The following is a 19,687-nucleotide window of genomic DNA, read 5'->3' as shown; positions in this document are numbered from 1 at the left end:
TTTAACTCTCCAATCAACGGGTTAGGGTGTCGGTCCTTTTTACCGTAGACGGAGAATGGTCGCGCCCATGCGGAATACCATTACACGCTTTTTTCAGCTTGAAGCAGCGGGAGGTTTGCTGTTGATTGCAGCTGCTGCCCTTGCGCTCATTATCAATAACTCGCCGCTTTCCTGGCTGTATAACGCCTTTCTGGAAACACCGGTAGAAGCCCGGATCGGCGCCCTGCACATTGCCAAGCCCTTGTTGCTGTGGATCAACGACGGGCTGATGGCCCTGTTCTTTCTGGTCATCGGCCTTGAGGTCAAACGCGAAGTGCTGGAGGGGCATCTTTCCAAACCCTCGCAGATCGTGTTGCCCGGCGCTGCTGCAATCGGCGGCATGGTGGTTCCGGCGCTGATTTATGTCGCACTGAATACAGGCAACGCCGAAGCCCTCAATGGCTGGGCCATTCCGATGGCAACCGATATCGCGTTCGCACTGGGTGTGCTCGCACTGCTCGGCAAGCGTGTACCGGTTTCGCTGAAGCTGTTTCTGATGACGCTGGCGATCATCGATGACCTGGGCGCAATCATCGTTATCGCGCTGGTCTACTCCGGCGAGCTGTCACAACTGTCGCTGATACTGGCGGCTGTATCGATCATTGCGTTGATCGCGATGAACCGATCCGGCGTGAGCAGGCTTGCGCCCTATCTGCTGGTTGGACTGGTGCTCTGGGTCTGTGTCCTGAAGAGCGGTGTTCACGCGACGCTTGCAGGTGTGGTGCTGGCGTTCTGCATTCCACTGCGCACGAGCAGCAAGGCATCTCCCTTGCTGACCCTGGAGCACGGCCTGCATCCGTGGGTTGCGTACGGCATCCTGCCGTTGTTTGCGTTCGCCAACGCCGGTGTGTCGCTGGCCGGTGTGACCATGGACAGCTTTACTCACTCGGTCCCGCTGGGCATCGCCGCAGGCCTGCTGCTGGGCAAGACGCTGGGGGTGTTCGGGCTCACCTGGCTGGCGGTCAAGACACGCATGGCATCGCTGCCCAGGGAAGCCAACTGGGGTCACGTGCTGGGCGTTTCGATCCTGTGCGGTATCGGCTTCACCATGAGTCTGTTCGTCGGCTCACTGGCGTTCGAACCAGGGGTCAGCGCGTATGCGGGAGAAGATCGCATGGGCATTCTGACCGGTTCGATCCTCTCGGCCATCATCGGCTACGGTGTAATGGTCATGGCCTGCAGGACGACAGCGAAGCGCTGAAAAACGATCGTTCTGAAACGAAAAACCCCGAGCATTCCGGCTCGGGGTTTCGGTTGATTCGCAATGCGGATCAGTGTGTCACGCGGCTCGTGCCGTTGACGGTCATGATGCGCACACGCTCACCAACGCGAAAAATTTCGTTTTCCTCGACCTGCTGCACATAGGCACGCATGCTGCCGTCGTCTTCACGAACCGTGATCTCGACACCCTGAGTACGTGTCAGACCTTCCTCGGTAGCGGAACCGAGCAGACCACCGGCAACAGCACCGATCACGGCGGCTACCACGCTGCCGCGACCACCACCGATCGCGCTGCCGCCTACACCACCGACAATCGCACCGGCACCTGCGCCGATGGGGGTCTTGGTGCCTTCGATTTTCACTGGACGCAGGGATTCAACAGTGCCCAGACGAACGTTCTGTACGGTACGCGCCTCGTCACGGGAATAGGAATCACCGGTGAGGTTCGACGTACAGCCGCCCATCGTCAACGCCATGGCAGTGAACGAAGCGACCAGCAGAGCAGACTTGCGCATAAAAGGTATCTCCAGAGGAACTAGTGGCCATTAGACTACCCGACATCGACGCTGTCACGGCCCAGGTTCCGCAATTTATATTCATTCAGGCGCCATACAGCGACAACCTATGTAACGCTCAGACGACCCGACAGGCAAATAATTCAATCAGGGCGCGAGACGCTCACGTGTCCATTGCCCGTCAACTGAACGATAGTTCAAACGATCGTGGAGGCGACTCGAACGTCCCTGCCAAAACTCGATTCGCTCCGGCAGAAGACGATAGCCGCCCCAATGTTCGGGGCAGTGAGGCGCGCTATCGAGAAATCGTTGCTCAGTCTGTTTGATCAGACCTTCAAGCACTTCACGGTCGGCGATCACCCGGCTTTGCGGCGACGCCCAGGCCCCTAGACGGCTGCCCAGAGGCCGGACCTGATAATAGGCGTCCGATTCCTGCGCAGTGACCTTCACCACTCGCCCTTCGATACGCACCTGACGCTCCAGCGTTGGCCAGAAAAAGGTCATTGCCGCGAACGGACGTGCAGCGAGCTGCCGGCCCTTGGCACTGTCGTAGTTAGTGAAGAATGTGAAACCTTGTGTGTCCAGCCCTTTGAGCAGCAGCACCCGGCAATGCGGACGCCCTTCCTCGTCAACCGTCGCCAGGGTCATGGCGTTGGCCTCGACCGGAGGCTGTTCGGTTTTAACGGCCTCGGCGAACCATTGGTGAAACAACGCAAACGGCTCGTCCGGTGACTGCGCTTCGGTCAGACCGTCACGGGTGTAGTCACGGCGCATGTCAGCCAGAGTCTGGATCATGGTGTGATTCCTGTTGTTGCGGCTGGATTATCTGACCACTGAATGGTGAGCGAATGCCCTGAGTCAGATCAGACGCGATGCGTCTGGAGAAGCGTTCCCACGCGAACGTGGGAACGCTCAGGAGTTACCTGCAATCAGTTGCTGGCCTGGGCGTCGGTCTTCTTCGCTGCTGCGTCCTTGGCCGGGGTCTTGGCGGCAGGCTTTTTGGCCGCTGCGGTGGACTTCGCCGGAGCGGCTTTTTTGGCAGTGCTGGCTTTCGCCTTGGCCGGTGCAGCTTTCTTGGCCGTGTCTTTCTTCGCCACCGCCGCTTTCTTAGCCGGAGCTGGAGCAGGCACGACAGGCTTGACGTCCTGGGTTGCGACCATGGTCGGAGCAACCGGCGGCAGTGCGTAACGGCTCATCAGGGCGACCATGGTGTCCTGCGGCGTCATCAGGATTTCGACGCGACGGTTCAGTGCACGACCCTGCGCGCTGTCATTGGCCGCACGCGGCATCACGGCACCCATGCCACGCTGGCTCAGGCGCTGACGCTCAAGACCGCTGAGGCGGAAGATCGCGGCAACCGACTGGGCGCGCTCCTGGCTGATTTTCTGGTTGGCTTCGGTAGGACCCGAAGTGTCAGCGTGACCTAGAATCAGCACGGCCGTTTTCTTGTCGCCTTCAACGGCCTTGGCCAGACGCGTGATCGGACCCAGTGTGACCGGCAGCAGCATGGCCGGACGATCCGGGTTGAACGAGCTGTCTACCGGCGCGGTGATTGCCAGCAGGTCTTCGCGACGCTCCACTTCGAACGGGGTGTCCTTAATGGCTGCACGGACGCGAGGCTCGTATTCGTCCAGCCAAGCCTTGGTCACTTTCGGATCAGGCATCGGAGCGGCTTTCGGCTCGTCCTTTTTGGCATCGCCACTTGGGAAAGGCCACCACCACTTGGTGTCGGTTTCAGTCTTGGCAACCAGAGCAGGGGCCGCTGGCTTGTCTGCAGGCTTGCTGGCGACTGCGTCAGGCTTTGCTGCCGCCTTGTCGTCCGAGCCAAACGGCCAGTACCAAGGGTTGGCGCTCTGCGCAGCGGCAGCCGGGGCTGGCTTTTCAGCAACCTTGGCGACCGGCGCTGCAGGCGCAGGGCCTGGAGCCGGGGCCTTTGCGGAGACATCGTCTGCGGCTGCGCCCGAACCGAACTGCCACCAATGGCCGTCAGTTGCAGCAGAATCGGATTGTGGAGTTTGAGCACAGCCGGTGACAGCGATGCACAGAGCGAGAACGAGGCTTTTATTGGACGACATGGATGACCCACAACAGTTTTTGATCAGACAGAAGGAACGTTGTTACGTCCGTATAACACGCATGAAGTTACAGGTGGAAAGAGAAACCGTCATACGGAGCCGTTATACCCCGTTTAACTGACAGTCGGTATGAAACAAACACTTATAGACGAAACTTACTGCAAACACTCACGTAACGCCCTGACCAGTTTCTGGGCACGCGGATCCATGAGAATGTACGGCCCGAGCGTGTTGGTAACGAAGCCAAACGCCACCTCGTAATCAGGGTCGGCAAAGCCCACCGAACCGCCCGCGCCCGGATGGCCGAATGCTTTAGGGCCCAGTGCGAAGGTGGCGTTTGCCACGGTTGGTTGATCCAGCATGCAACCCAGACCGAATCGGGTCGAGGTCAGCAGGGTCTTGTCCTGGCCGAGGCTGTGTTCACGCGTCAGCTCATTGAGCAGCTCGGCTTCCAGCAGGCTTCCGTCCAGCAGACCGTTATAAAAGCCTGCCAGGCTGCGGGCATTGCCATGGCCGTTGGCGGCAGGTTGCTGCATGCGACGCCATTCAGGTTTGTTGGTGCTGGTCAGGATCGATGGTGGGTTGGTGAAAGCCTTAGCCGTGATCGAGGCAGGCTCACGCATTGTCGCCTGCAGCACACGCTGGGCCGCATCGTCGCCGACATTGCCTTTGCCGCGGGCGATGTGCGCCACACGATGGAACTGGTCATCGGCCAGCCCCACATGAAAATCCAGCCCCAGAGGCCGGGCTACCCGCGCCACAATGGATTCGCCAGGACCGCGACCGTCGGCGCGGCGCAACATCTCGCCGATCAGCCAGCCATAGGTGATGGCGGCGTAGCCGTGGCCCTGACCGGGCGTCCACCAGGGCTCTTGCGCCGCCAGGGCCGAGGTCATGGTGTCCCATTCGTAAAGGGCTTCTGCCGGGAGTTGCCCGCGAATCGCAGGCAGTGCTGCCTGATGACAGAGCAACTGGCGCAAGGTGATCGATCCCTTGCCCGCCGCAGCGAACTCGGGCCAGAGCCGGGACACGGGCTCATCCAGCTTCAGCTTGCCCTCTTCCACGAGCTGCAGCACAGCAACACTGGCAAAGGTCTTGGTGCAAGAGAACAGGTTGGCGATGGTATCGGTGTGCCAGGCTTCGGCGCCATCCTTGTCAGCGGTGCCCGCCCAGAGATCGACGACCGTCTGTCCGCCGACCTGAATGCACAAGGCAGCGCCGCGCTCCTGAGGATCGTCAAAGAGCGCCGCAAAGGCTTCACGCACTGCTTCGAATTCAAGTTCGAAATGACCCTGGATCTGCAAAACCGCTGACTCCTGAATGTCGCTGTGAAGGCCCTGAAGACGGCCGACTTAATGGGCGCATATTGTTCCAGCGATTGGCCGTTTTGGGAACTGCTGCCAGCCGCCGGTCAGCCTGGGTTCAGGAGATTTCCCGATGAAACGGCGGCAACGCATTAAGGATCGCCTTGCCGTAACGCTGAGTCACGACGCGGCGGTCCAGTAGTGTGATGGTGCCGCGGTCTTCTTCGGTGCGCAGCAGACGTCCGCATGCCTGGACCAGACGCAGGGACGCATCCGGCACGGCAATCTCCATGAACGGATTGCCGCCACGCGCCTCGATCCATTCAGCCAGCGCTGCTTCAACCGGATCATCGGGGACCGCGAACGGAATCTTGGCGATGACCACGTGCTCGCAATACGCGCCGGGCAAGTCCACGCCCTCGGCAAAGCTGGCCAGCCCGAACAGCACGCTGGACTCGCCACTGTCGACCCGCGCCTTATGCTTGTTCAGGGTTTCCTGCTTGGACAAATTGCCCTGGATGAACACCTGCTTGCGCCAGTCGCGATCCAGTCCGTCGAACACGTCCTGCATCTGTTTGCGCGAAGAGAACAGCACCAGCGTGCCGCGCGAGCCTTCGACCAGACCCGGCAGGTCTCGGATGATCGCTGCGGTGTGAGCAACCGCATCACGCGGGTCGGCCTTGAGGTCCGGCACGCGCAGCACACCGGCATCGGCGTGGTGGAACGGGCTCGGTACAACAGCTGTGACCGCGCCTTTCGGCAGGCCGGCACGCATACGGTAACGATCGAACTTGCCCAGCGCGGTCAGGGTGGCCGAGGTGACGAGCGCACCGTAGGCGATGTTCCACAGGTTGCGACGCAGCATCTCGGCCGCCAGGATCGGGCTGGCATTGACCTCGATGTCGAACAGCGCACCACTGTCGGCCAGCGTCAGCCAGCGGGCCATCGGCGGGCTGTCTTCCGGGTCTTCGGCGGTAAAGGCTGTCCACAACTCCCAGTTGCCATGGGCGCGGGCCAGCAGGCTTCCGAACAGCGGATACCACTCTTCGGCCTGATGGCTGGCGATGCCGATGTTGACCTCGCCGTCCATGCCTTCCTTGAGCAGATCGGTCAAACGGGTAAACAGATCGTCCAGGCGGGCGAAGCCCTTCTTGAGTTCAATGCCCATCTCGCGGATGTGCTCGGGAATGACGCCGCCGACAAAGCGATGGCGCGGACGCTCGCGGCCCTGCATGTCTTCACCGGCACGAAAATCGGCCAGTTGCTCGCAGGCGCCGAACATGAATTGCTGGTGGCCCTTGATCTCGCGGGCCAGTTCCGGCACCTGCTCGATCAACTTGCCCAGGTCGCCCGGCAACGGATGCTGGGCGAGCAGCTTGGCAAGGTTCTTGGCGGTCTGCTCCAGCCAGTCGGCAGTGGAGCGCAGCCGGGTGTAGTGCGCGAAATGGCCGATGGCCTTGTCAGGCAGGTGATGGCCTTCGTCGAACACGTAGAGCGTGTCACGCGGGTCCGGCAATACCGCGCCGCCGCCCAAGGCAAGGTCGGCCAGCACCATGTCGTGGTTGGTGACGATCACATCGACCTTGCCCATGCCCTCACGCGCCTTATAGAAGGCGCACTGCTGAAAATTGGGGCAATGACGGTTGGTGCACTGGCTGTGATCGGTGGTGAGGCGCGCCCAGTCCTGATCGGCCAGTTCCTGCGGCCAGCTGTCGCGGTCGCCGTCCCATTTGTTGCCCGCCAGCTTCTGCAACATGCTGGTGAACAGTTTCTGGCTGGCTTCATCGACTTCGATCTTGAAGCCTTCTTCCTCGAACAGTTGCGCGGTCGCGTTGGTGGCGTCGCTTTCCTGCAGCAGCATGTCGAGCTTGGACAGGCACATGTAGCGGCCACGCCCCTTGGCCAGCGCGAAGGTGAAATTCAGGCCGCTGTTGCGCATCAGGTCCGGCAGGTCCTTGTAGACGATCTGCTCCTGCAGCGCGACGGTTGCGGTGGCGATCACCAGACGTTTACCCGCCGCCTTGGCCGTCGGGATCGACGCAATGGCGTAGGCCACGGTCTTGCCTGTACCGGTGCCCGCTTCCACGGCGACCACGGCCGGATCGCCCGAGCGCCGTCCTTCCTCATCGGTATCGATATCCCCCAGTACCTTGGCGACTTCGGCGATCATCAATCGCTGGCCATAACGTGGCTTGAGGCTCTTGGCTTCGAGGAAACGCGAGTAAGCGCCCTGGATCTGGGATTTGAGTTCGGTACTGATCATTGGCTTCGGTTCGGGGGCACGGCAAAAAAGGCTGGATAAATTTTCAGTGGTTCTGAGTGGGCGCTATCATAGCGCGCTAAATCCATCCGCGCAGAACGGAGTACCCGATGACCGCATTTTCCACTGTCTATACGTTGCATCTGCTGGCTGCTCTGGTCTGGGTTGGCGGGATGTTTTTCGCCTGGATGGTACTGCGCCCAGCCATCATTGCAGCACTTGAAGGGCCGTCTCGCCTGAAAGTGTGGGTCCAGGTGTTTCCAAGGTTCTTTGTCTGGGTCTGGGCGGCCGTCATTGTGCTGCCGATCACGGGTATCGGGATGATTCAGCTGAACTTCACCAGCTTTGAAACCGCGCCCCGTTACGTGCAGATCATGATGGGGCTGTACGTGGTGATGGTGGCGCTGTTTCTTCGTATCCATTCGTTGCAGTTGCCGGAACTGCAACGTGCAGTGGAAGCCGAGCAGTGGTCGGAAGGCGTCGCGGCGCTGGGCAGAATCCGACGACTGGTCGGCATCAATCTGATTATCGGGCTCGCGGTGGTAGTGATCGCAGCAGCACGTCCAGGTTTCTGACCGGGCGAACCCTCTGGCTGTGCGAAACGAAACATCACGGGGCACTCAGCGTGTCACCGCGCACAGCAGGCGGGCAGAATCCTGCCCGATCAGTCACGTTATTTCCTGAAATTCCTTGGCTTTCAGCCGGTTGAATCCCTTTTGGCACGTCCTGTGCAAACGTTTGCGAATCGTAGTACGTGCCGTTAAAAGGAGTTTCAATACCGATGCAGTCCTCCAAGCAGTCCGCCGCGTCACCCGGATTTCTGATCCCTCTGCTGTTCACAGCCTCGCTGGCACTGCCTTGCGCCATGGCGCAGGCGCAACCTGCCGCAGCCGAGGACTCCGCGCAGGGCGAGACCCTAAGCCCGCCAGCGTCCCCCAAGGAAGGCAAAGGCGCGTATCTGTCCGACTGGTTCAATCAGGACCTCACGCTGATCGGCAGCAAGGACATAAGCTTCGGTCCGCAGCCGGTTGATGACGTGTATCTGGAATACGAATACTTCGGCCGCAAAGGCCCGTTCGAGCTGTACGGCTATATCGACGTGCCGAAGATCCTCGACATCGGCAACCGCAACGACAAGGGCGTCTGGGATCATGGCTCGCCGGTGTTCATGGAGCACGAGCCGCGCATCTCTATTGATTATCTGGCAGGACGCAGCCTGGCCGTGGGGCCTTTCAAGGAGTGGTACGTCGCCTTCGACTGGATCTACGACCACGGCAGCAATTCGGCCAACCGTGCCAATACCCTTTACAGCGGTATCGGCACCGACATCGACACAAAGTCGCGGGTCAATCTGTCGGCCAACTTCTATGGTCGCTACCAGTGGGAAAACTACGGCGCCAGCAACGAATACTCGTGGGACGGCTATCGCGCCCAGCTCAAGTACATCGTGCCGATCACCAAATTCGACAACGGCGCATCGCTGACTTACATCGGCTTCACCAATTTCGATTTCGGCTCGGACCTCAAGGACGATCCGGCGCGTACCGCCAACTCGACGGTCGCCACCAACGTCTTGCTGTACGCCTTCACGCACCTGCGCTTCACGCTCGTCGGTCGTTACTTTCATAACGGCGGCAACTGGCAGGACGGCAGTGAGCTGAATTTCGGCGAAGGCAACTTCCGCGCCCGCTCGGACGGCTGGGGTTACTACGCCGGCGTCGGTTATCAGTTCTGATCATGACTTTGACGACAGGAGTTCTCATGAAAAGCATCACTCGCAACGCCCTCTGCGCCTCGCTGGCCCTGCTCAGCCCGGGCATCTGGGCGTCCACCGCCCCGGTTACGCCCAAGGTCATGCTGATCGCCATGTTCGCCCCCGAGGCGCAGAACTGGATCGACCGCCTGCACCTGACCAAAGAGATCGAGGTGCCGGGCCTGTCCGCCCAATACCCGACCATCCGTTGCAACGATCAGGACACCTGCCTGATGATCACCGGCATGGGCCAGACCAACGCCGCGGCTTCGACGCTGGCACTGGCCCTGTCGCCCCAATTCGACCTGCGCAAGACCTACTTCATCGTCGCGGGCATTGCAGGGATCAACCCGCACCACGGCACGCTCGGCACCACGGCCTGGGCTCATTATCTGGTCGAGTTCGGCACCCAGTGGGAAATCGATTCACGTGATGTGCCCAAGGACTGGCCGACCGGATATCTGGGCATCAACACCAAAGGGCCGAACGAGAAACCGCCGCTGGACTACAAGACCGAAGTCTTCGAACTCAACCCCAAGCTGCAGGCCAAGGCCTTTGCGCTGTCGCAGAAGGTCGCGCTCAGTGAGAGCAAGGAGTCCGCTGCCTGGCGGGTGAAATATCCCTACGCGCCTGCCAACCAGCCACCGCAGGTCACGCAATGCGACACGCTGGCAGGCAACACCTGGTTCTCGGGGACACGTTTGAGCGAGCGGGCGGAAGTCTGGACGCGCCTGTTGACCGACAACAAGGGCGTTTACTGCACGACTCAGCAGGAAGACAACTCCACGTACGAAGCGCTGCTCAGGGCGAGCAAGGCTGGCAAGGTCGACGTCAATCGTCTTGCCGTGGTCCGCGCAGGCTCTGACTTCGACCGCCCTTATCCGGGCTACAGCGAAGTGGACAATCTCTTGAAGTACGCCGATCAGGGTGCCTTCGTACCGGCGCTGGAAAACCTGTACCGCACCGGCAATCCGCTGGTTCAGGCGATCCTCAAGGACTGGAAAAGCTGGGAAAACGGCGTGCCGCAGTAAGCGGTTTTCAGGGCAGGCCACGGATCGTCACAAGCCGATCCGTGGCCGCCAGAGATTCGGTTACAAGCGTTGCAGGATCAGCGCACCGGCCGGTCCCGCGACGCCTGGTTGGCCGGGCTCGCCCGGTCTGCCTGCCTTGCCGCCGTCGGCGCGATAGACGATGCAGCCCTTGGACGCGCCGCCTTTGCCCGCCTTGCCACCCTCACCGCCTTTGCCCGGCGCCCCGCCTTCGACGTTGACCTTGATCCGATCCGCCGCAACGCTGTACGGCACCTCGAGGCGAACCTGTGCGCCCGCTGCGCCGTCATGACCATTGCCGCCGTTGTCACCGTTGTGACCGCGTCCGGCCTGACCCCACGTGCAGCCCGGCTCTTCGCCCGTACCGCCGTCCAGGCCGAAATAGCCTGGACCACCTGCGCCGCCGCGTGCATCGATCGACAGCTGCCCGGCGTTCAGCCTGTTCACCCGCAGCGTCAGATTGCGGCCCGGCGATGCAGGTTTTTCGAACGTACCGGGCGCACCGCGTGCCGTGATCTGGCTGCCGTCGCCGAACTCACCCTGATCCACCACCAGCTTGAACGTCTGCGCGCCGGGCACGATGGCGATGCGCGCTTCGTGACCGAGCACCAGTTGACCGATCTTGACGTCATCGATGCCAGCCGGGATCAGCAGGGTGCCGTAATCGGACACTTCCAGCCGCTCGACCTGCAGCACACTGCTGTTGCCGGGAAGGCGCATCAGGGAGTGCGGTGCAACGATGATGGCCTGGGCCATGGCCAGCGGGCTGAACAGTGCTGCCAGTAGAACGAGATTACGCATGGGTGTGCCCCGAAGCCGAACGGCCGATGGATTGGACATGAAAGATGCCGAACAGAATGATTTTGCCTCTGTCACGCCAAGGGTGCTTGCGACCGCGCAGGCTGCCGTTGAACAGGATTAGCTCCAGCAGATGGGTGAGCAGCACCAGACTGCCCGCCATATCGATCATCACACCGAACGGGCTGGGCGCTTCAACCAGCGCATTGGCCAGCACCACCAGCCAGAAGCCCAGCATCAACAGCTTTCCCAACCCCCAAAACAACTTCATCGCATGCCCCTTGATCATGATCCTGATGACGAAAGCGAATTCTTCGCACGCTTTTCGTCGCCGCACAGTAGACGTCCTGCCCACCGAATATGCCAGCGGTGCGTGAAAAAACATGCGGTCCTGACACATATAGCCTGAAACCTGTTTCAAATCATCACGCTTTTGTCGCACACGGCGCATTTCACACGACAGGAACGGTGCTTTTCAGCACTCTTCGGGCAGGCTAGTCTTGTCAGTCAATCAGAGGATTTTCGATGACCGTCGGTTTTTCCACCCGCACGCCCCAACAGGCGCTGGCCGCCCTGCTCGACCGCTACGCGCCAGCGCGCCTGCTGCTGATCGGCGCGCAGGCGTTTCCTGCCTTGCAAGCCTTTCAGGACGCGCACCCGCAAACCGAAGTGTCGCTGGCCGAGCCCGGCCTTCTGCCTCCGCACCTGGCTGCGCAGCGATTTGACCTGGCGCTGGTGGTCGATTGCCTGGAGCACATGCCCAAACGCACCGGACTGGAACTGCTGGGCGGCATCCGCAACCTCAACGCCAGCCGCATCGCCGTGCTGGCGGACCTGAAAGCCTGTGGCTGGCAGGAAACCGACTTCTTCTCGCTGGCCCTGCAAGCCAGTGAACGCTTCGCCCGCGACGAGCAGGTCCTGAACCTCTTCACCTACGACCTGCGTGAATACAAACAGGTGCCGGACTGGCTGAATGCGAAGTATTGGGCCAACCCTGAAAACTTTGGAAAGTATTGGTGGTGAATCATGAGTAGTGCCATTTGCCCGTGCGGCAGCGGCGATCTGTTGCTGGCCTGCTGCGGGCATTACCACGCCGGGCAGCCTGCACCGTGCGCGGAAAAACTGATGCGTTCGCGTTACAGCGCTTACGTGCTGGGACTAACGGATTATCTGGTGCAGACCACACTGCCTGCACAACAGAGCGGGCTGGACCGCGAAGCGATTGCCCAGTGGAGTGCGCAAAGCACCTGGCTGGGGCTTGAGGTGGAAAGCGCCGAGGTATTCGGCGGCAAGCCCGAACACGCCTTCGTGACCTTCACCGCGCGATGGCACGACGGCAACGGCGAGCACAGCCACAAGGAGCGTTCGTCATTCGTGCAGAACCAGGGCCGCTGGTACTTCATCGACTCCACCGTCCCCCTCAAGGCCGGCCGCAACGACGCCTGTCCTTGCGGCAGCGAGCAGAAGTTCAAGAAATGCTGCTCGGCGTATGTCGGTTAATTGATTGCTTATGTGACATCTGCGAGCGGACGCGGAGCGTCCTGGGCGGTATTGCCGCGCAGAGCTTGGGAACGATCATCATACGCAAGTCCGCCTCGACACTGATCGTGCCCATCGCTCCGCGTGGGCATGCCTCCCGTGACGCTCCGCGTCACAAATGGCACAGACTGTGGATTCAGTTAGCCGGGCGCATGGCTCAGGTCACCTTTGCGCCCTTACGGCGCGCTACTTTGAGGGACCAAAGTAGCCAAAGTCCTTCGCTCCGGTTCCGGCCCCGGCTTCGCCGCGGTTCCTTCGTCCTGACACTGATTCGGGGGTCGCTGCAAATGGGCCATCCATGGCCCAGTGCAGCTCAATCGGCATCCATGCCGATTGCCCCCCGAATCAGCGCCAGGACTCAGCCTTCACCCACGTCGCAATCGGCGGTGTCCGCACTATCGCGCAAAAAAGCACGGCAGTGCCGCTGTCTCACTGGATAGCCAGATGACTTGTGTATAACGATGAGCGCTGGAGCCTGGGGACGATCAGGGATCTCAAGCACACTGATCGTGCCGATGCTCCGCGTCGGCATGCATCCCGGGACGCTCCGCGTCCCTTACGCAGATCTCGCGGGACACAGTTCCCTCAAAACTCCAGCTGCGCCGAGAACGCCACGGTCCGTGGATCGCCCAGGTAGCTGCTGTTCAGCCAGTACTCCTTGTTGGCCAGGTTGCTGACGTTGACCCGCAAGGTCAGGTCGTTTTCCGAAACGCGCATGCGGTAGCGGGCACCGGCGTCGAAGGTGGTGAACGACGGCAGGTCGTTTTCGTTGCTTTGGTCTGTGTACTGCTTGCCGGTGTAGAACGCGCCACCGGTCACGGCCAGGCCCGGCACCCGATTGATGTCGTACTCGGCGTAGACCTTGGCCAGTTGCTTGGCGACGTTGGTCGGCGCATTACCTTCATCCGCCGCGACGCCGGTTTTCTTGATTTTCGGGTCCAGCAGCGTGAAGCCGCCCACCAGCGTCAGTTCCGGCATGACCTTGCCGGTCACGCTGAACTCCAGGCCGTTGTTTTCCTGTCGCCCATCCACCACGTAGATGTTCGAGGCAGTAGTGTAGCCGTTGGGCTTTTCGATGTTGAACAGCGCGAGGGTGAACAGGGTTTCGCCCAGTGTCGCCTTGGCACCGATCTCGTACTGCTCGCTGACTTCCGGCGCAAACGCCTGACCCGCATTGGCCGTGCCGCTCGGCGCGATACCACCCGACTGCAGCCCTTCGATGTACGTTGCGTAGGTGGTCAGCCAGGGCACCGGCTTGTAGACCAGCGAGATGTTGGGCGAGGTCTTGCTCTCGTTGTACGTCGTTTCGGTTTCCGCCGAGCCAAAGGCTCTGGCGTAGACGAACTCGTTGGCATAGGTCTTGATCTGAGTGTGGGTCACGCCGAGGATCGTCGACCACTGCTCGTTGAAGGTGATGACGTCACCGATCAGGAAGTTATTGCTCTCGGTGCTGTTGGCCAGCCGCTGATTGCCATGACCGATGGAATAAGCCGGTTTTCCGACCTGCGGCGTCTGGTCGAACGGGATGGTGCCCACCGGCGAGGTGTACTGCGGGCCAGGCTGGGCGGACGTGTACGGGATGTGGTCTTCATACTGTTTCTGACGGGATGTGTTGCCCTGATAGCCCATCGTGACCTTATGCTCAAGGAAACCGGTATCGAACGCCGCGTCGAGAAACAGCGAGCCGGTCTTCTCTTCGGTGTCGATAGGCGCGAAGGCGTAGAGCGGCTGCGAATACAGCCCCGCGCTGTAGACCGTAGGGCCGGTGTAGGTGTTTTCGCTGGTGTACTGCTGAGCAGCGAAAGCAGCGCGCAGCGTGAAGGTGTCATCCAGACGCCATTTGGCCCGCACGCCCGCCTTGTCCGACTCATAGTCTGAAAACGACCACTTCTGGCTGTACAACGTGTCGTTGTCCAGCGACGCAGCGCTCGGACGAAGAGACTGGTCGCCGAAAAACCAGTAGCTGGTCAGGCCGCGAATCTGGGTCTTCTTGTGCGACGCGTCAAACTGCACCAGCAGATCGTCGGAGACGTTCCAGTCCAGTGCCAGCGAGATCATTTCCCGGCGACGCTTGTTCAGGTCGACGGCGGTCTCGCCATCCTGAGTCAGCACGTTGAGGCGATAGGCGAACTGGCCTTCGCTGTCGATCGGACCACCGAAGTCGCCGTGCAGGTAGTAATTGTCGCCACCGGCATTGCCCAGCGTCACGCTGTTATAGCGCTGATAGGTCGGGCGCTTGATCACATAGTTGACCAGACCACCGGGCGACGCCGGACCATAAAGGAAGCCGGTCAGGCCGGTGATGACTTCCAGTTGGTCCATTTCTTCCAGATAGTTGCTGCCGTCCGCGCCGTTGGTAAAGCGCAGACCGTCGTTGGCTATGTTCAGGCTGCCCGCGCTGCTGAAGCCACGGATATTGACCGCACTGGCGTAACCCGCGCTGGTCGGGGAGTACATCTGGGTGAACGGGTTGTGCTTGATGACATCGTCCAGCGACGTCGCCTGAATGTTCTTCAGCAGGGCCTGCGGCGTCACGCTGATGGAATACGGCGCATCCTGAAGCTTCATGCCGCCCAACGCACCGACGCTGCTGACGTTCTCGCTGCGATAACCGGCCGCTTCTGAACCTTCGGCAGCCGAAGCGCGCGCATTGATGGTCACATCCGACAGGCTCAGCGTGCCCCCTTCCATTGCCATCAGGGTGTAGGTTCCGGCAGCGCTCTGCACCAGTTGCAGGCCGCTGCCGCGCAACGCTTCACGCAAGGCACCGGTTGCATCGAACTGGCCCTTGACCGGAGCGCTGGATTTTCCGGCAGCCAGCGCAGGATCGAGGCTAAGCGCCAGACCGCTCTGACTGGCGATCTGGTTCAAGGTGGTCGCCAGAGGCGCGGCCGGCAGGTCGTAGGACTGAACGCTGGCAGCCTGTTGCGCGGCCATCAGCAAGGGGCTGGCCAACGGTGCACAGACAGCAATGGCCATCGCCAACATGCTGGGGCGCAAAAGGGTGTCTAACGAACGGGACATCGGGCAACTCCTGGCTGGAATATTCTCAATGCCTGTTAGCCGGGCGAAACGCCGAAAGTGACAGGGCTGATTGAAAACAATTCCGTTTCAGGGCATCGACCCGATGGCCGAAGACTGAAGTCGCGTGGCTGCGTCAGTCCAGTTTCAGGTGCGAGGTGTCCGGCGCGACGCGGGTAGCGACGCGTGGGACCTGTCCCATGTCGCTGCCCACTGGCGCAACGCTGAGCCGGGACAGGTCCAGTTGCGGGACGACCGGCGCAGGTTTCGGGTCCTGCATGTCGCTGCCCGCCTCGGCCACGGAATAGTCCGGCGCATCGACATCGGAGAACGCGGCCATGTAGGCGTCTCGCGGCTTGATCTGCAGACGACCGGGGCGCACTGGCGTCTTGCGCAGCCAGGTAGGCTCGTCGGGCGGACGGGCCAGTTCGACCTCTTCCATCTCTTGCGCCTCGGCAGCCGGCACCGTTTCCAACGGCTGCGCAGCTTGCTCCGGTTGCGGCACAGGGGGTTTCATCATGACAACCCTGGCGACAGCGCCCGCGCGCTCCAGCGTTGCGCGGTATTTCTCGGCGGTTTGCTCATCCAGGTTGTTTTTGAGGACCAATCGTCGCCCCGAAAACAATAACTCCAGACGCGACTCATCCGCCTGAAACAGCTTTCCCAGGTTGGCTTTGACCCTCTCAAGCTGGGCACCTTCGACCAATCGGCCGTCGAAGACGATCTCAAAACGACTCATTCGGTATACCCGTCAGCACGTGAACAAAGTATGGCGCAGCCCCGAACATCGGAACAAGCAGGTTACCCCTGCCCGTCAAGTTGCTAAACTCGGGCCACTTACGGAGCAAGCTCATGTTTTCTCAGGCGCACATTACAAGAACGCTAAGCCTTGCGCTGCTCATGCTTGGGCTCACAGGATGCTCGGTCTGGAGTTTTGACAGCTTTCAGGACCCGGAAGTGCATTTGCTGAAAGTTCAGGTCGTCAAGGCCAGGCTGACACAGCAGGATTTCAAGCTGCATTTCGAGATCGATAACCCCAACGACTCGCGTGTCCTGGTTCGGGCAATTCAGTACAAAATAAGTCTCAATGATGTGGTGCTGGTCGACGACAGGTCCAACGACTGGTTTTTTGTCGATGCCCACAGCCGCAGGACCTTTGTGGTGCCTATCCGTACCAACCTCTGGCGGCACGCGAAGTACCTTGCCCAGTTGCTGAAAAAGCCCGACGAGAGCATTCACTATCGGCTCGAAGGCAAGCTCAAGACGGGCCTGCTGTTCAGGAACACCGTTCGAATAGGCCGCTCGGGTGATGTCGCGCCTGAAGCGTTGATCCACAGGCGCTGATACCTCTGGCTAGCCTCCCAGCCGTCCCTTGACCAGTTCCATCAGAAACTTCCAGATGTCTGCCGCCCACAGTGCGCGATTGATGGCCGCGATCAGCGAGCCCCCGAACGAACCCAGCAGAAAGCCCACACCGGTGATGTTGCGAGGCTCATCCACCCCCAGGTAATTGCTGGCGATGCCGGTCAGGAACACTGCGCAGGCAACACCTGTGATCAAAAACACCAGCCAGCCGCGCACGTCGATGAGACTCGCCTTGTGCCACCAGCCGGAAATGATGGCGCCGACAAGGCCAGCCACCAGCCATTCGAATCTGTCTACCAAGCCATTCAAGAGCTCCATGAGCCTGACTCCGTACAAAAGATGATGAGATTCACGCACTGCCGAGTTTCAGGATTGAGACTAAATTTAAGCATACTTAAATAAATCATCAAGCTTGCTGAACATAAAGCGTTTGAAGCGGGACCTGTCTGGTAATTTCCCGAGAACGCTGCGGCAGACGCAGAGTGCTCAGGGCGCAAATGATAGGCGCAGCCTGGGACCGATCGAGCTCAGCCCCGTTCAGATGGGCGCATTAGGCCACCTTCAACCGTCGATATAGCGCTTCCAGCCAATCCACACCGAGCCGTCTTCCCGGCGATCGACTTGAATGCCGTCGGTTTCTTCTATTTCCTGGAGCACGGTGTCCCAGATCTCGGAAGGCTCGCCATCAAGTCGGGTGACGGTGATGAACTGGACCTTCTGCACATCCGGCGACGCCACCATGCGCTGAATGCGTCTTCCGATCTGCTCGTAGGAAAAGGACACGTTTGTTGGTGAATACAGATCGCTAGCCATGACAACCTCCTTGGCATAACTGTATTTATGTACAGTATTCCAGCCGTAGGAAGTCGGCAAGGTGCAAGTAGGAAAAGTATCGACGCGGCGTTGGCTGGAAAACACTCGCCAGCCTTGCCGGACAAGGCTCAGAGCCTGCCGGTCATCCGCACCGCCACGCCGATTATGCGACAGTCGGCACCGCACTCGATCATTCGATAGGCAGGGTTCAACGGTTTGAGATAGCGAACGCCGCCGTCTTCGACCAGTTTCTTGAACGTGGCCTCATTACTGGCCGGCAACTTGGCGATGACCAGCTTGCCTGGCTGCACATCGGCTTCGGTGTCCACGAGGATCATCATCCCCTCAGGCACGCTGACACCGGTTGGCGCAGTCATGGAATCACCTTTGACCTCCAGCCAGAACGCCGGTCCCTTGGAGTCGTAGTCGGAAATCTCATAGCGGTCGGAAAAACCTTCCGGGTACGGCTCGACGGCCTCTTCCCACGAGCCCGCCGAGACCCAGCTGATCACCGGATAGCGGAAGGACATCTTCGGCTGATCGATCAACGCGACGTTGGCGTCATGGGGCGAATCGCGCTCCGGACCTTCACCAATCGCCAGCCATTCGGCGCGAAAGCCTGTGGCCCTGGCCAGCGCGTAGAGATTTTCAGGGCGCAGGCTCTTGCTCTCGCCACTCACCCACTGCGTGACGGCCGAATTGGCCACGCCACACGCGGCGGCAATTTCACCCTTCTTCTTGCCGCTCAGGGCGATGGCTCGGGCGATACGTTCGTGTCTGTTCATAAGCTCTGCCTCACACCGCTTGAGGAAATAAAAGCGAACGTTTGACGCCGCAAATGTAAGCATGCTTAAAAAACACAACTATTTCCAGAAAAAAACACGGCGATACAGCCAGCGACCATTTGCGGGATAATGCGCGTCGATTTAATTGCGGAGTAAACCCGATGAACCAGCAAGCCCATGTTCATGGTCCTGATTGCAACCACGATCATGATCATCACGACCACCAGCACGGCCACGTCCATGGCCCGAACTGCGGTCACGCCCATCAGGAGCCAGTGCGTAACACGTTGAAAGACGTAGGTCGCAACGATCCTTGCCCATGCGGCAGCGACAAGAAATTCAAGAAATGCCACGGCGCATAACACGCCGGTTTTTCTGCCAACGGCCTGCCTTGCAGGCCGTTTTCATATGTACGGGGTGCCAGCGAAAGCGTAAAACGAAGGATCACGATCACCCACAAGGAGCGCTCAATGATCGACCTGCACTACTGGACCACGCCCAACGGCCACAAAATCAGCCTGTTTCTGGAAGAGTCCGGCCTGGCTTATAAAGTGTTTCCGGTGAACATTGGCAAGAACGAGCAGTTCGAGCCCGACTTCCTGAAAATCTCCCCCAACAATCGCATCCCGGCCATTGTCGATCACGACCCGGCTGACGGCGGCGCGCCGCTGAGCCTTTTCGAGTCAGGCGCCATTCTGCTGTACCTGGCCGAAAAGACCGGACGCTTCATTCCGAGCGATCTGCGTGGCCGCCAGGAAGTCTCGCAATGGCTGTTCTGGCAGATGGGCGGACTGGGGCCGATGGCTGGACAGAATCATCACTTCAATCGCTTCGCCAAAGAGAAGATCCCCTACGCCATCGAGCGCTACGTCAACGAAACCGCCCGCCTCTATGGCGTGCTGGACAAGCGTCTGGCTGACCGTGACTTCGTGGCGGGCAGCGACTACAGCATCGCGGACATGGCGATCTACCCGTGGATCGTGCCGCACACCTACCAACAGCAGGACCTGAACGACTTCCCGCACCTCAAGCGCTGGTTTGAAGGCATCGCCAATCGTGATGCGACAAAACGGGCTTACGCGCTGGCCGAACGGATCAATCCTTCCAAGGCCTGATGCCCTGCGAGCGTGCCACCGGCGAGGCTGGCACG

General features: G+C 60.3%; 21 protein-coding genes. 9 read left to right on the top strand and 12 right to left on the bottom strand.

The window, feature by feature from the left end; genetic code table 11:
* Positions 1-55 precede the first annotated feature (55 nt).
* Positions 56-1,240, top strand: coding sequence for a Na+/H+ antiporter NhaA (gene nhaA / locus CFBP1590_RS06970; protein WP_088234720.1), 1,185 nt, complete (start codon positions 56-58; stop codon positions 1,238-1,240).
* Positions 1,241-1,310: 70 nt separating this feature from the next.
* Here nhaA and CFBP1590_RS06965 read toward each other — a convergent pair whose 3' ends face one another.
* From CFBP1590_RS06965 to dinG, 5 genes are all read right to left on the bottom strand, one after another.
* Complete coding sequence (locus tag CFBP1590_RS06965; protein ID WP_004887833.1) at positions 1,311-1,775, bottom strand: outer membrane lipoprotein; 465 nt, start codon at positions 1,773-1,775, stop codon at positions 1,311-1,313.
* Positions 1,776-1,922: 147 nt separating this feature from the next.
* On the bottom strand, positions 1,923-2,570 hold the full coding sequence (pdxH, locus tag CFBP1590_RS06960; protein ID WP_088234719.1) for a pyridoxamine 5'-phosphate oxidase: 648 nt from the start codon (positions 2,568-2,570) through the stop codon (positions 1,923-1,925).
* Between the two features lie 134 nt (positions 2,571-2,704).
* Positions 2,705-3,850, bottom strand: coding sequence for an OmpA family protein (locus tag CFBP1590_RS06955; protein ID WP_088234718.1), 1,146 nt, complete (start codon positions 3,848-3,850; stop codon positions 2,705-2,707).
* Positions 3,851-4,005: 155 nt separating this feature from the next.
* Positions 4,006-5,154 (bottom strand): serine hydrolase domain-containing protein, encoded by a 1,149-nt coding sequence (locus tag CFBP1590_RS06950; RefSeq protein WP_088234717.1) that lies wholly within the window; start codon positions 5,152-5,154, stop codon positions 4,006-4,008.
* A 118-nt stretch (positions 5,155-5,272) separates the two neighbouring features.
* The gene (gene dinG / locus CFBP1590_RS06945; protein WP_004887825.1) at positions 5,273-7,417 is read right to left on the bottom strand and encodes an ATP-dependent DNA helicase DinG; all 2,145 of its coding nucleotides are present in this window, start codon (positions 7,415-7,417) and stop codon (positions 5,273-5,275) included.
* A 107-nt stretch (positions 7,418-7,524) separates the two neighbouring features.
* Between dinG and CFBP1590_RS06940 the strand changes: the two genes are divergently transcribed.
* The 3 genes from CFBP1590_RS06940 to CFBP1590_RS06930 all read left to right on the top strand — a co-directional run bounded on the left by CFBP1590_RS06940 (position 7,525) and on the right by CFBP1590_RS06930 (position 10,198).
* Entirely contained in the window at positions 7,525-7,989 is a 465-nt protein-coding gene (locus CFBP1590_RS06940; protein WP_004887824.1) for a CopD family protein, read from the top strand.
* Between the two features lie 206 nt (positions 7,990-8,195).
* Positions 8,196-9,149: a nucleoside-specific channel-forming protein Tsx gene (locus CFBP1590_RS06935; RefSeq protein ID WP_004887822.1), complete on the top strand. Its 954-nt coding sequence runs from the start codon at positions 8,196-8,198 to the stop codon at positions 9,147-9,149.
* Between the two features lie 26 nt (positions 9,150-9,175).
* Positions 9,176-10,198, top strand: coding sequence for a purine-nucleoside phosphorylase (locus CFBP1590_RS06930; RefSeq protein WP_088234716.1), 1,023 nt, complete (start codon positions 9,176-9,178; stop codon positions 10,196-10,198).
* Between the two features lie 60 nt (positions 10,199-10,258).
* Here the strand turns inward: CFBP1590_RS06930 and CFBP1590_RS06925 are convergent, their stop codons facing one another.
* Together CFBP1590_RS06925 and CFBP1590_RS06920 are read right to left on the bottom strand one after the other, a co-directional pair.
* Positions 10,259-11,017, bottom strand: coding sequence for a hypothetical protein (locus tag CFBP1590_RS06925; RefSeq protein WP_004887819.1), 759 nt, complete (start codon positions 11,015-11,017; stop codon positions 10,259-10,261).
* Positions 11,010-11,285 (bottom strand): DUF1145 domain-containing protein, encoded by a 276-nt coding sequence (locus tag CFBP1590_RS06920; RefSeq protein ID WP_025996563.1) that lies wholly within the window; start codon positions 11,283-11,285, stop codon positions 11,010-11,012. The genes CFBP1590_RS06925 and CFBP1590_RS06920 overlap by 8 nt, the downstream gene beginning before the upstream one ends.
* Before the next feature lie 254 nt (positions 11,286-11,539).
* Between CFBP1590_RS06920 and CFBP1590_RS06915 the strand changes: the two genes are divergently transcribed.
* Both CFBP1590_RS06915 and CFBP1590_RS06910 read left to right on the top strand, forming a co-directional pair.
* Positions 11,540-12,037 carry a DUF6231 family protein gene (locus CFBP1590_RS06915; protein WP_057410101.1) on the top strand — a complete coding sequence of 166 codons (498 nt, stop codon included), beginning with the start codon at positions 11,540-11,542 and terminating at the stop codon, positions 12,035-12,037.
* 3 nt (positions 12,038-12,040) lie between these two features.
* On the top strand, positions 12,041-12,514 hold the full coding sequence (locus CFBP1590_RS06910) for a YchJ family protein (protein WP_004887814.1): 474 nt from the start codon (positions 12,041-12,043) through the stop codon (positions 12,512-12,514).
* Positions 12,515-13,138: 624 nt separating this feature from the next.
* Here the strand turns inward: CFBP1590_RS06910 and CFBP1590_RS06905 are convergent.
* Together CFBP1590_RS06905 and CFBP1590_RS06900 are read right to left on the bottom strand one after the other, a co-directional pair.
* Positions 13,139-15,577: a TonB-dependent receptor gene (locus CFBP1590_RS06905; RefSeq protein WP_088234715.1), complete on the bottom strand. Its 2,439-nt coding sequence runs from the start codon at positions 15,575-15,577 to the stop codon at positions 13,139-13,141.
* Positions 15,578-15,710: 133 nt separating this feature from the next.
* Positions 15,711-16,313, bottom strand: coding sequence for a hypothetical protein (locus CFBP1590_RS06900; protein WP_029243728.1), 603 nt, complete (start codon positions 16,311-16,313; stop codon positions 15,711-15,713).
* Positions 16,314-16,426: 113 nt separating this feature from the next.
* Here CFBP1590_RS06900 and CFBP1590_RS06895 point away from each other — a divergent pair, with 113 nt between their 5' ends.
* Positions 16,427-16,918, top strand: a complete 492-nt coding sequence (locus CFBP1590_RS06895; RefSeq protein WP_058431787.1) for an LEA/WHy family protein — start codon at positions 16,427-16,429, stop codon at positions 16,916-16,918.
* Positions 16,919-16,927: 9 nt separating this feature from the next.
* Here the strand turns inward: CFBP1590_RS06895 and CFBP1590_RS06890 are convergent, their stop codons facing one another.
* The 3 genes from CFBP1590_RS06890 to CFBP1590_RS06880 all read right to left on the bottom strand — a co-directional run bounded on the left by CFBP1590_RS06890 (position 16,928) and on the right by CFBP1590_RS06880 (position 18,537).
* Positions 16,928-17,257, bottom strand: a complete 330-nt coding sequence (locus CFBP1590_RS06890) for a hypothetical protein (RefSeq protein ID WP_004888184.1) — start codon at positions 17,255-17,257, stop codon at positions 16,928-16,930.
* Between the two features lie 243 nt (positions 17,258-17,500).
* Positions 17,501-17,752, bottom strand: a complete 252-nt coding sequence (locus CFBP1590_RS06885) for a DUF1654 domain-containing protein (protein WP_058431786.1) — start codon at positions 17,750-17,752, stop codon at positions 17,501-17,503.
* 128 nt (positions 17,753-17,880) lie between these two features.
* Positions 17,881-18,537, bottom strand: a complete 657-nt coding sequence (locus CFBP1590_RS06880) for a LexA family protein (RefSeq protein WP_004888181.1) — start codon at positions 18,535-18,537, stop codon at positions 17,881-17,883.
* Between the two features lie 161 nt (positions 18,538-18,698).
* On the opposite strand from CFBP1590_RS06880, the gene CFBP1590_RS06875 reads away from it, so the two are divergent.
* Both CFBP1590_RS06875 and CFBP1590_RS06870 read left to right on the top strand, forming a co-directional pair.
* The gene (locus tag CFBP1590_RS06875) at positions 18,699-18,899 is read left to right on the top strand and encodes an SEC-C metal-binding domain-containing protein (protein WP_005764888.1); all 201 of its coding nucleotides are present in this window, start codon (positions 18,699-18,701) and stop codon (positions 18,897-18,899) included.
* Between the two features lie 108 nt (positions 18,900-19,007).
* Entirely contained in the window at positions 19,008-19,652 is a 645-nt protein-coding gene (locus CFBP1590_RS06870) for a glutathione binding-like protein (protein WP_088234714.1), read from the top strand.
* The last annotated feature ends 35 nt before the right edge of the window (positions 19,653-19,687 follow it).

This window comes from Pseudomonas viridiflava (genome assembly GCF_900184295.1).
GTDB classification, from domain to species: Bacteria; Pseudomonadota; Gammaproteobacteria; order Pseudomonadales; family Pseudomonadaceae; genus Aquipseudomonas; species Aquipseudomonas viridiflava.
The sequence above is the reverse complement of the archived record's forward strand: the minus strand, read 5'-3'. Positions and strand labels throughout refer to the sequence as shown.

Coding starts and splice junctions, on each gene's coding strand:
- nhaA (WP_088234720.1), top strand. CDS start 56: ATGGTCGCGCCCATGCGGAATACCATTACACGCTTTTTTCAGCTTGAA.
- CFBP1590_RS06965 (WP_004887833.1), bottom strand. CDS start 1,775: ATGCGCAAGTCTGCTCTGCTGGTCGCTTCGTTCACTGCCATGGCGTTG.
- pdxH (WP_088234719.1), bottom strand. CDS start 2,570: ATGATCCAGACTCTGGCTGACATGCGCCGTGACTACACCCGTGACGGT.
- CFBP1590_RS06955 (WP_088234718.1), bottom strand. CDS start 3,850: ATGTCGTCCAATAAAAGCCTCGTTCTCGCTCTGTGCATCGCTGTCACC.
- dinG (WP_004887825.1), bottom strand. CDS start 7,417: ATGATCAGTACCGAACTCAAATCCCAGATCCAGGGCGCTTACTCGCGT.
- CFBP1590_RS06940 (WP_004887824.1), top strand. CDS start 7,525: ATGACCGCATTTTCCACTGTCTATACGTTGCATCTGCTGGCTGCTCTG.
- CFBP1590_RS06935 (WP_004887822.1), top strand. CDS start 8,196: ATGCAGTCCTCCAAGCAGTCCGCCGCGTCACCCGGATTTCTGATCCCT.
- CFBP1590_RS06930 (WP_088234716.1), top strand. CDS start 9,176: ATGAAAAGCATCACTCGCAACGCCCTCTGCGCCTCGCTGGCCCTGCTC.
- CFBP1590_RS06925 (WP_004887819.1), bottom strand. CDS start 11,017: ATGCGTAATCTCGTTCTACTGGCAGCACTGTTCAGCCCGCTGGCCATG.
- CFBP1590_RS06920 (WP_025996563.1), bottom strand. CDS start 11,285: ATGAAGTTGTTTTGGGGGTTGGGAAAGCTGTTGATGCTGGGCTTCTGG.
- CFBP1590_RS06915 (WP_057410101.1), top strand. CDS start 11,540: ATGACCGTCGGTTTTTCCACCCGCACGCCCCAACAGGCGCTGGCCGCC.
- CFBP1590_RS06910 (WP_004887814.1), top strand. CDS start 12,041: ATGAGTAGTGCCATTTGCCCGTGCGGCAGCGGCGATCTGTTGCTGGCC.
- CFBP1590_RS06905 (WP_088234715.1), bottom strand. CDS start 15,577: ATGTCCCGTTCGTTAGACACCCTTTTGCGCCCCAGCATGTTGGCGATG.
- CFBP1590_RS06900 (WP_029243728.1), bottom strand. CDS start 16,313: ATGAGTCGTTTTGAGATCGTCTTCGACGGCCGATTGGTCGAAGGTGCC.
- CFBP1590_RS06895 (WP_058431787.1), top strand. CDS start 16,427: ATGTTTTCTCAGGCGCACATTACAAGAACGCTAAGCCTTGCGCTGCTC.
- CFBP1590_RS06890 (WP_004888184.1), bottom strand. CDS start 17,257: ATGGAGCTCTTGAATGGCTTGGTAGACAGATTCGAATGGCTGGTGGCT.
- CFBP1590_RS06885 (WP_058431786.1), bottom strand. CDS start 17,752: ATGGCTAGCGATCTGTATTCACCAACAAACGTGTCCTTTTCCTACGAG.
- CFBP1590_RS06880 (WP_004888181.1), bottom strand. CDS start 18,537: ATGAACAGACACGAACGTATCGCCCGAGCCATCGCCCTGAGCGGCAAG.
- CFBP1590_RS06875 (WP_005764888.1), top strand. CDS start 18,699: ATGAACCAGCAAGCCCATGTTCATGGTCCTGATTGCAACCACGATCAT.
- CFBP1590_RS06870 (WP_088234714.1), top strand. CDS start 19,008: ATGATCGACCTGCACTACTGGACCACGCCCAACGGCCACAAAATCAGC.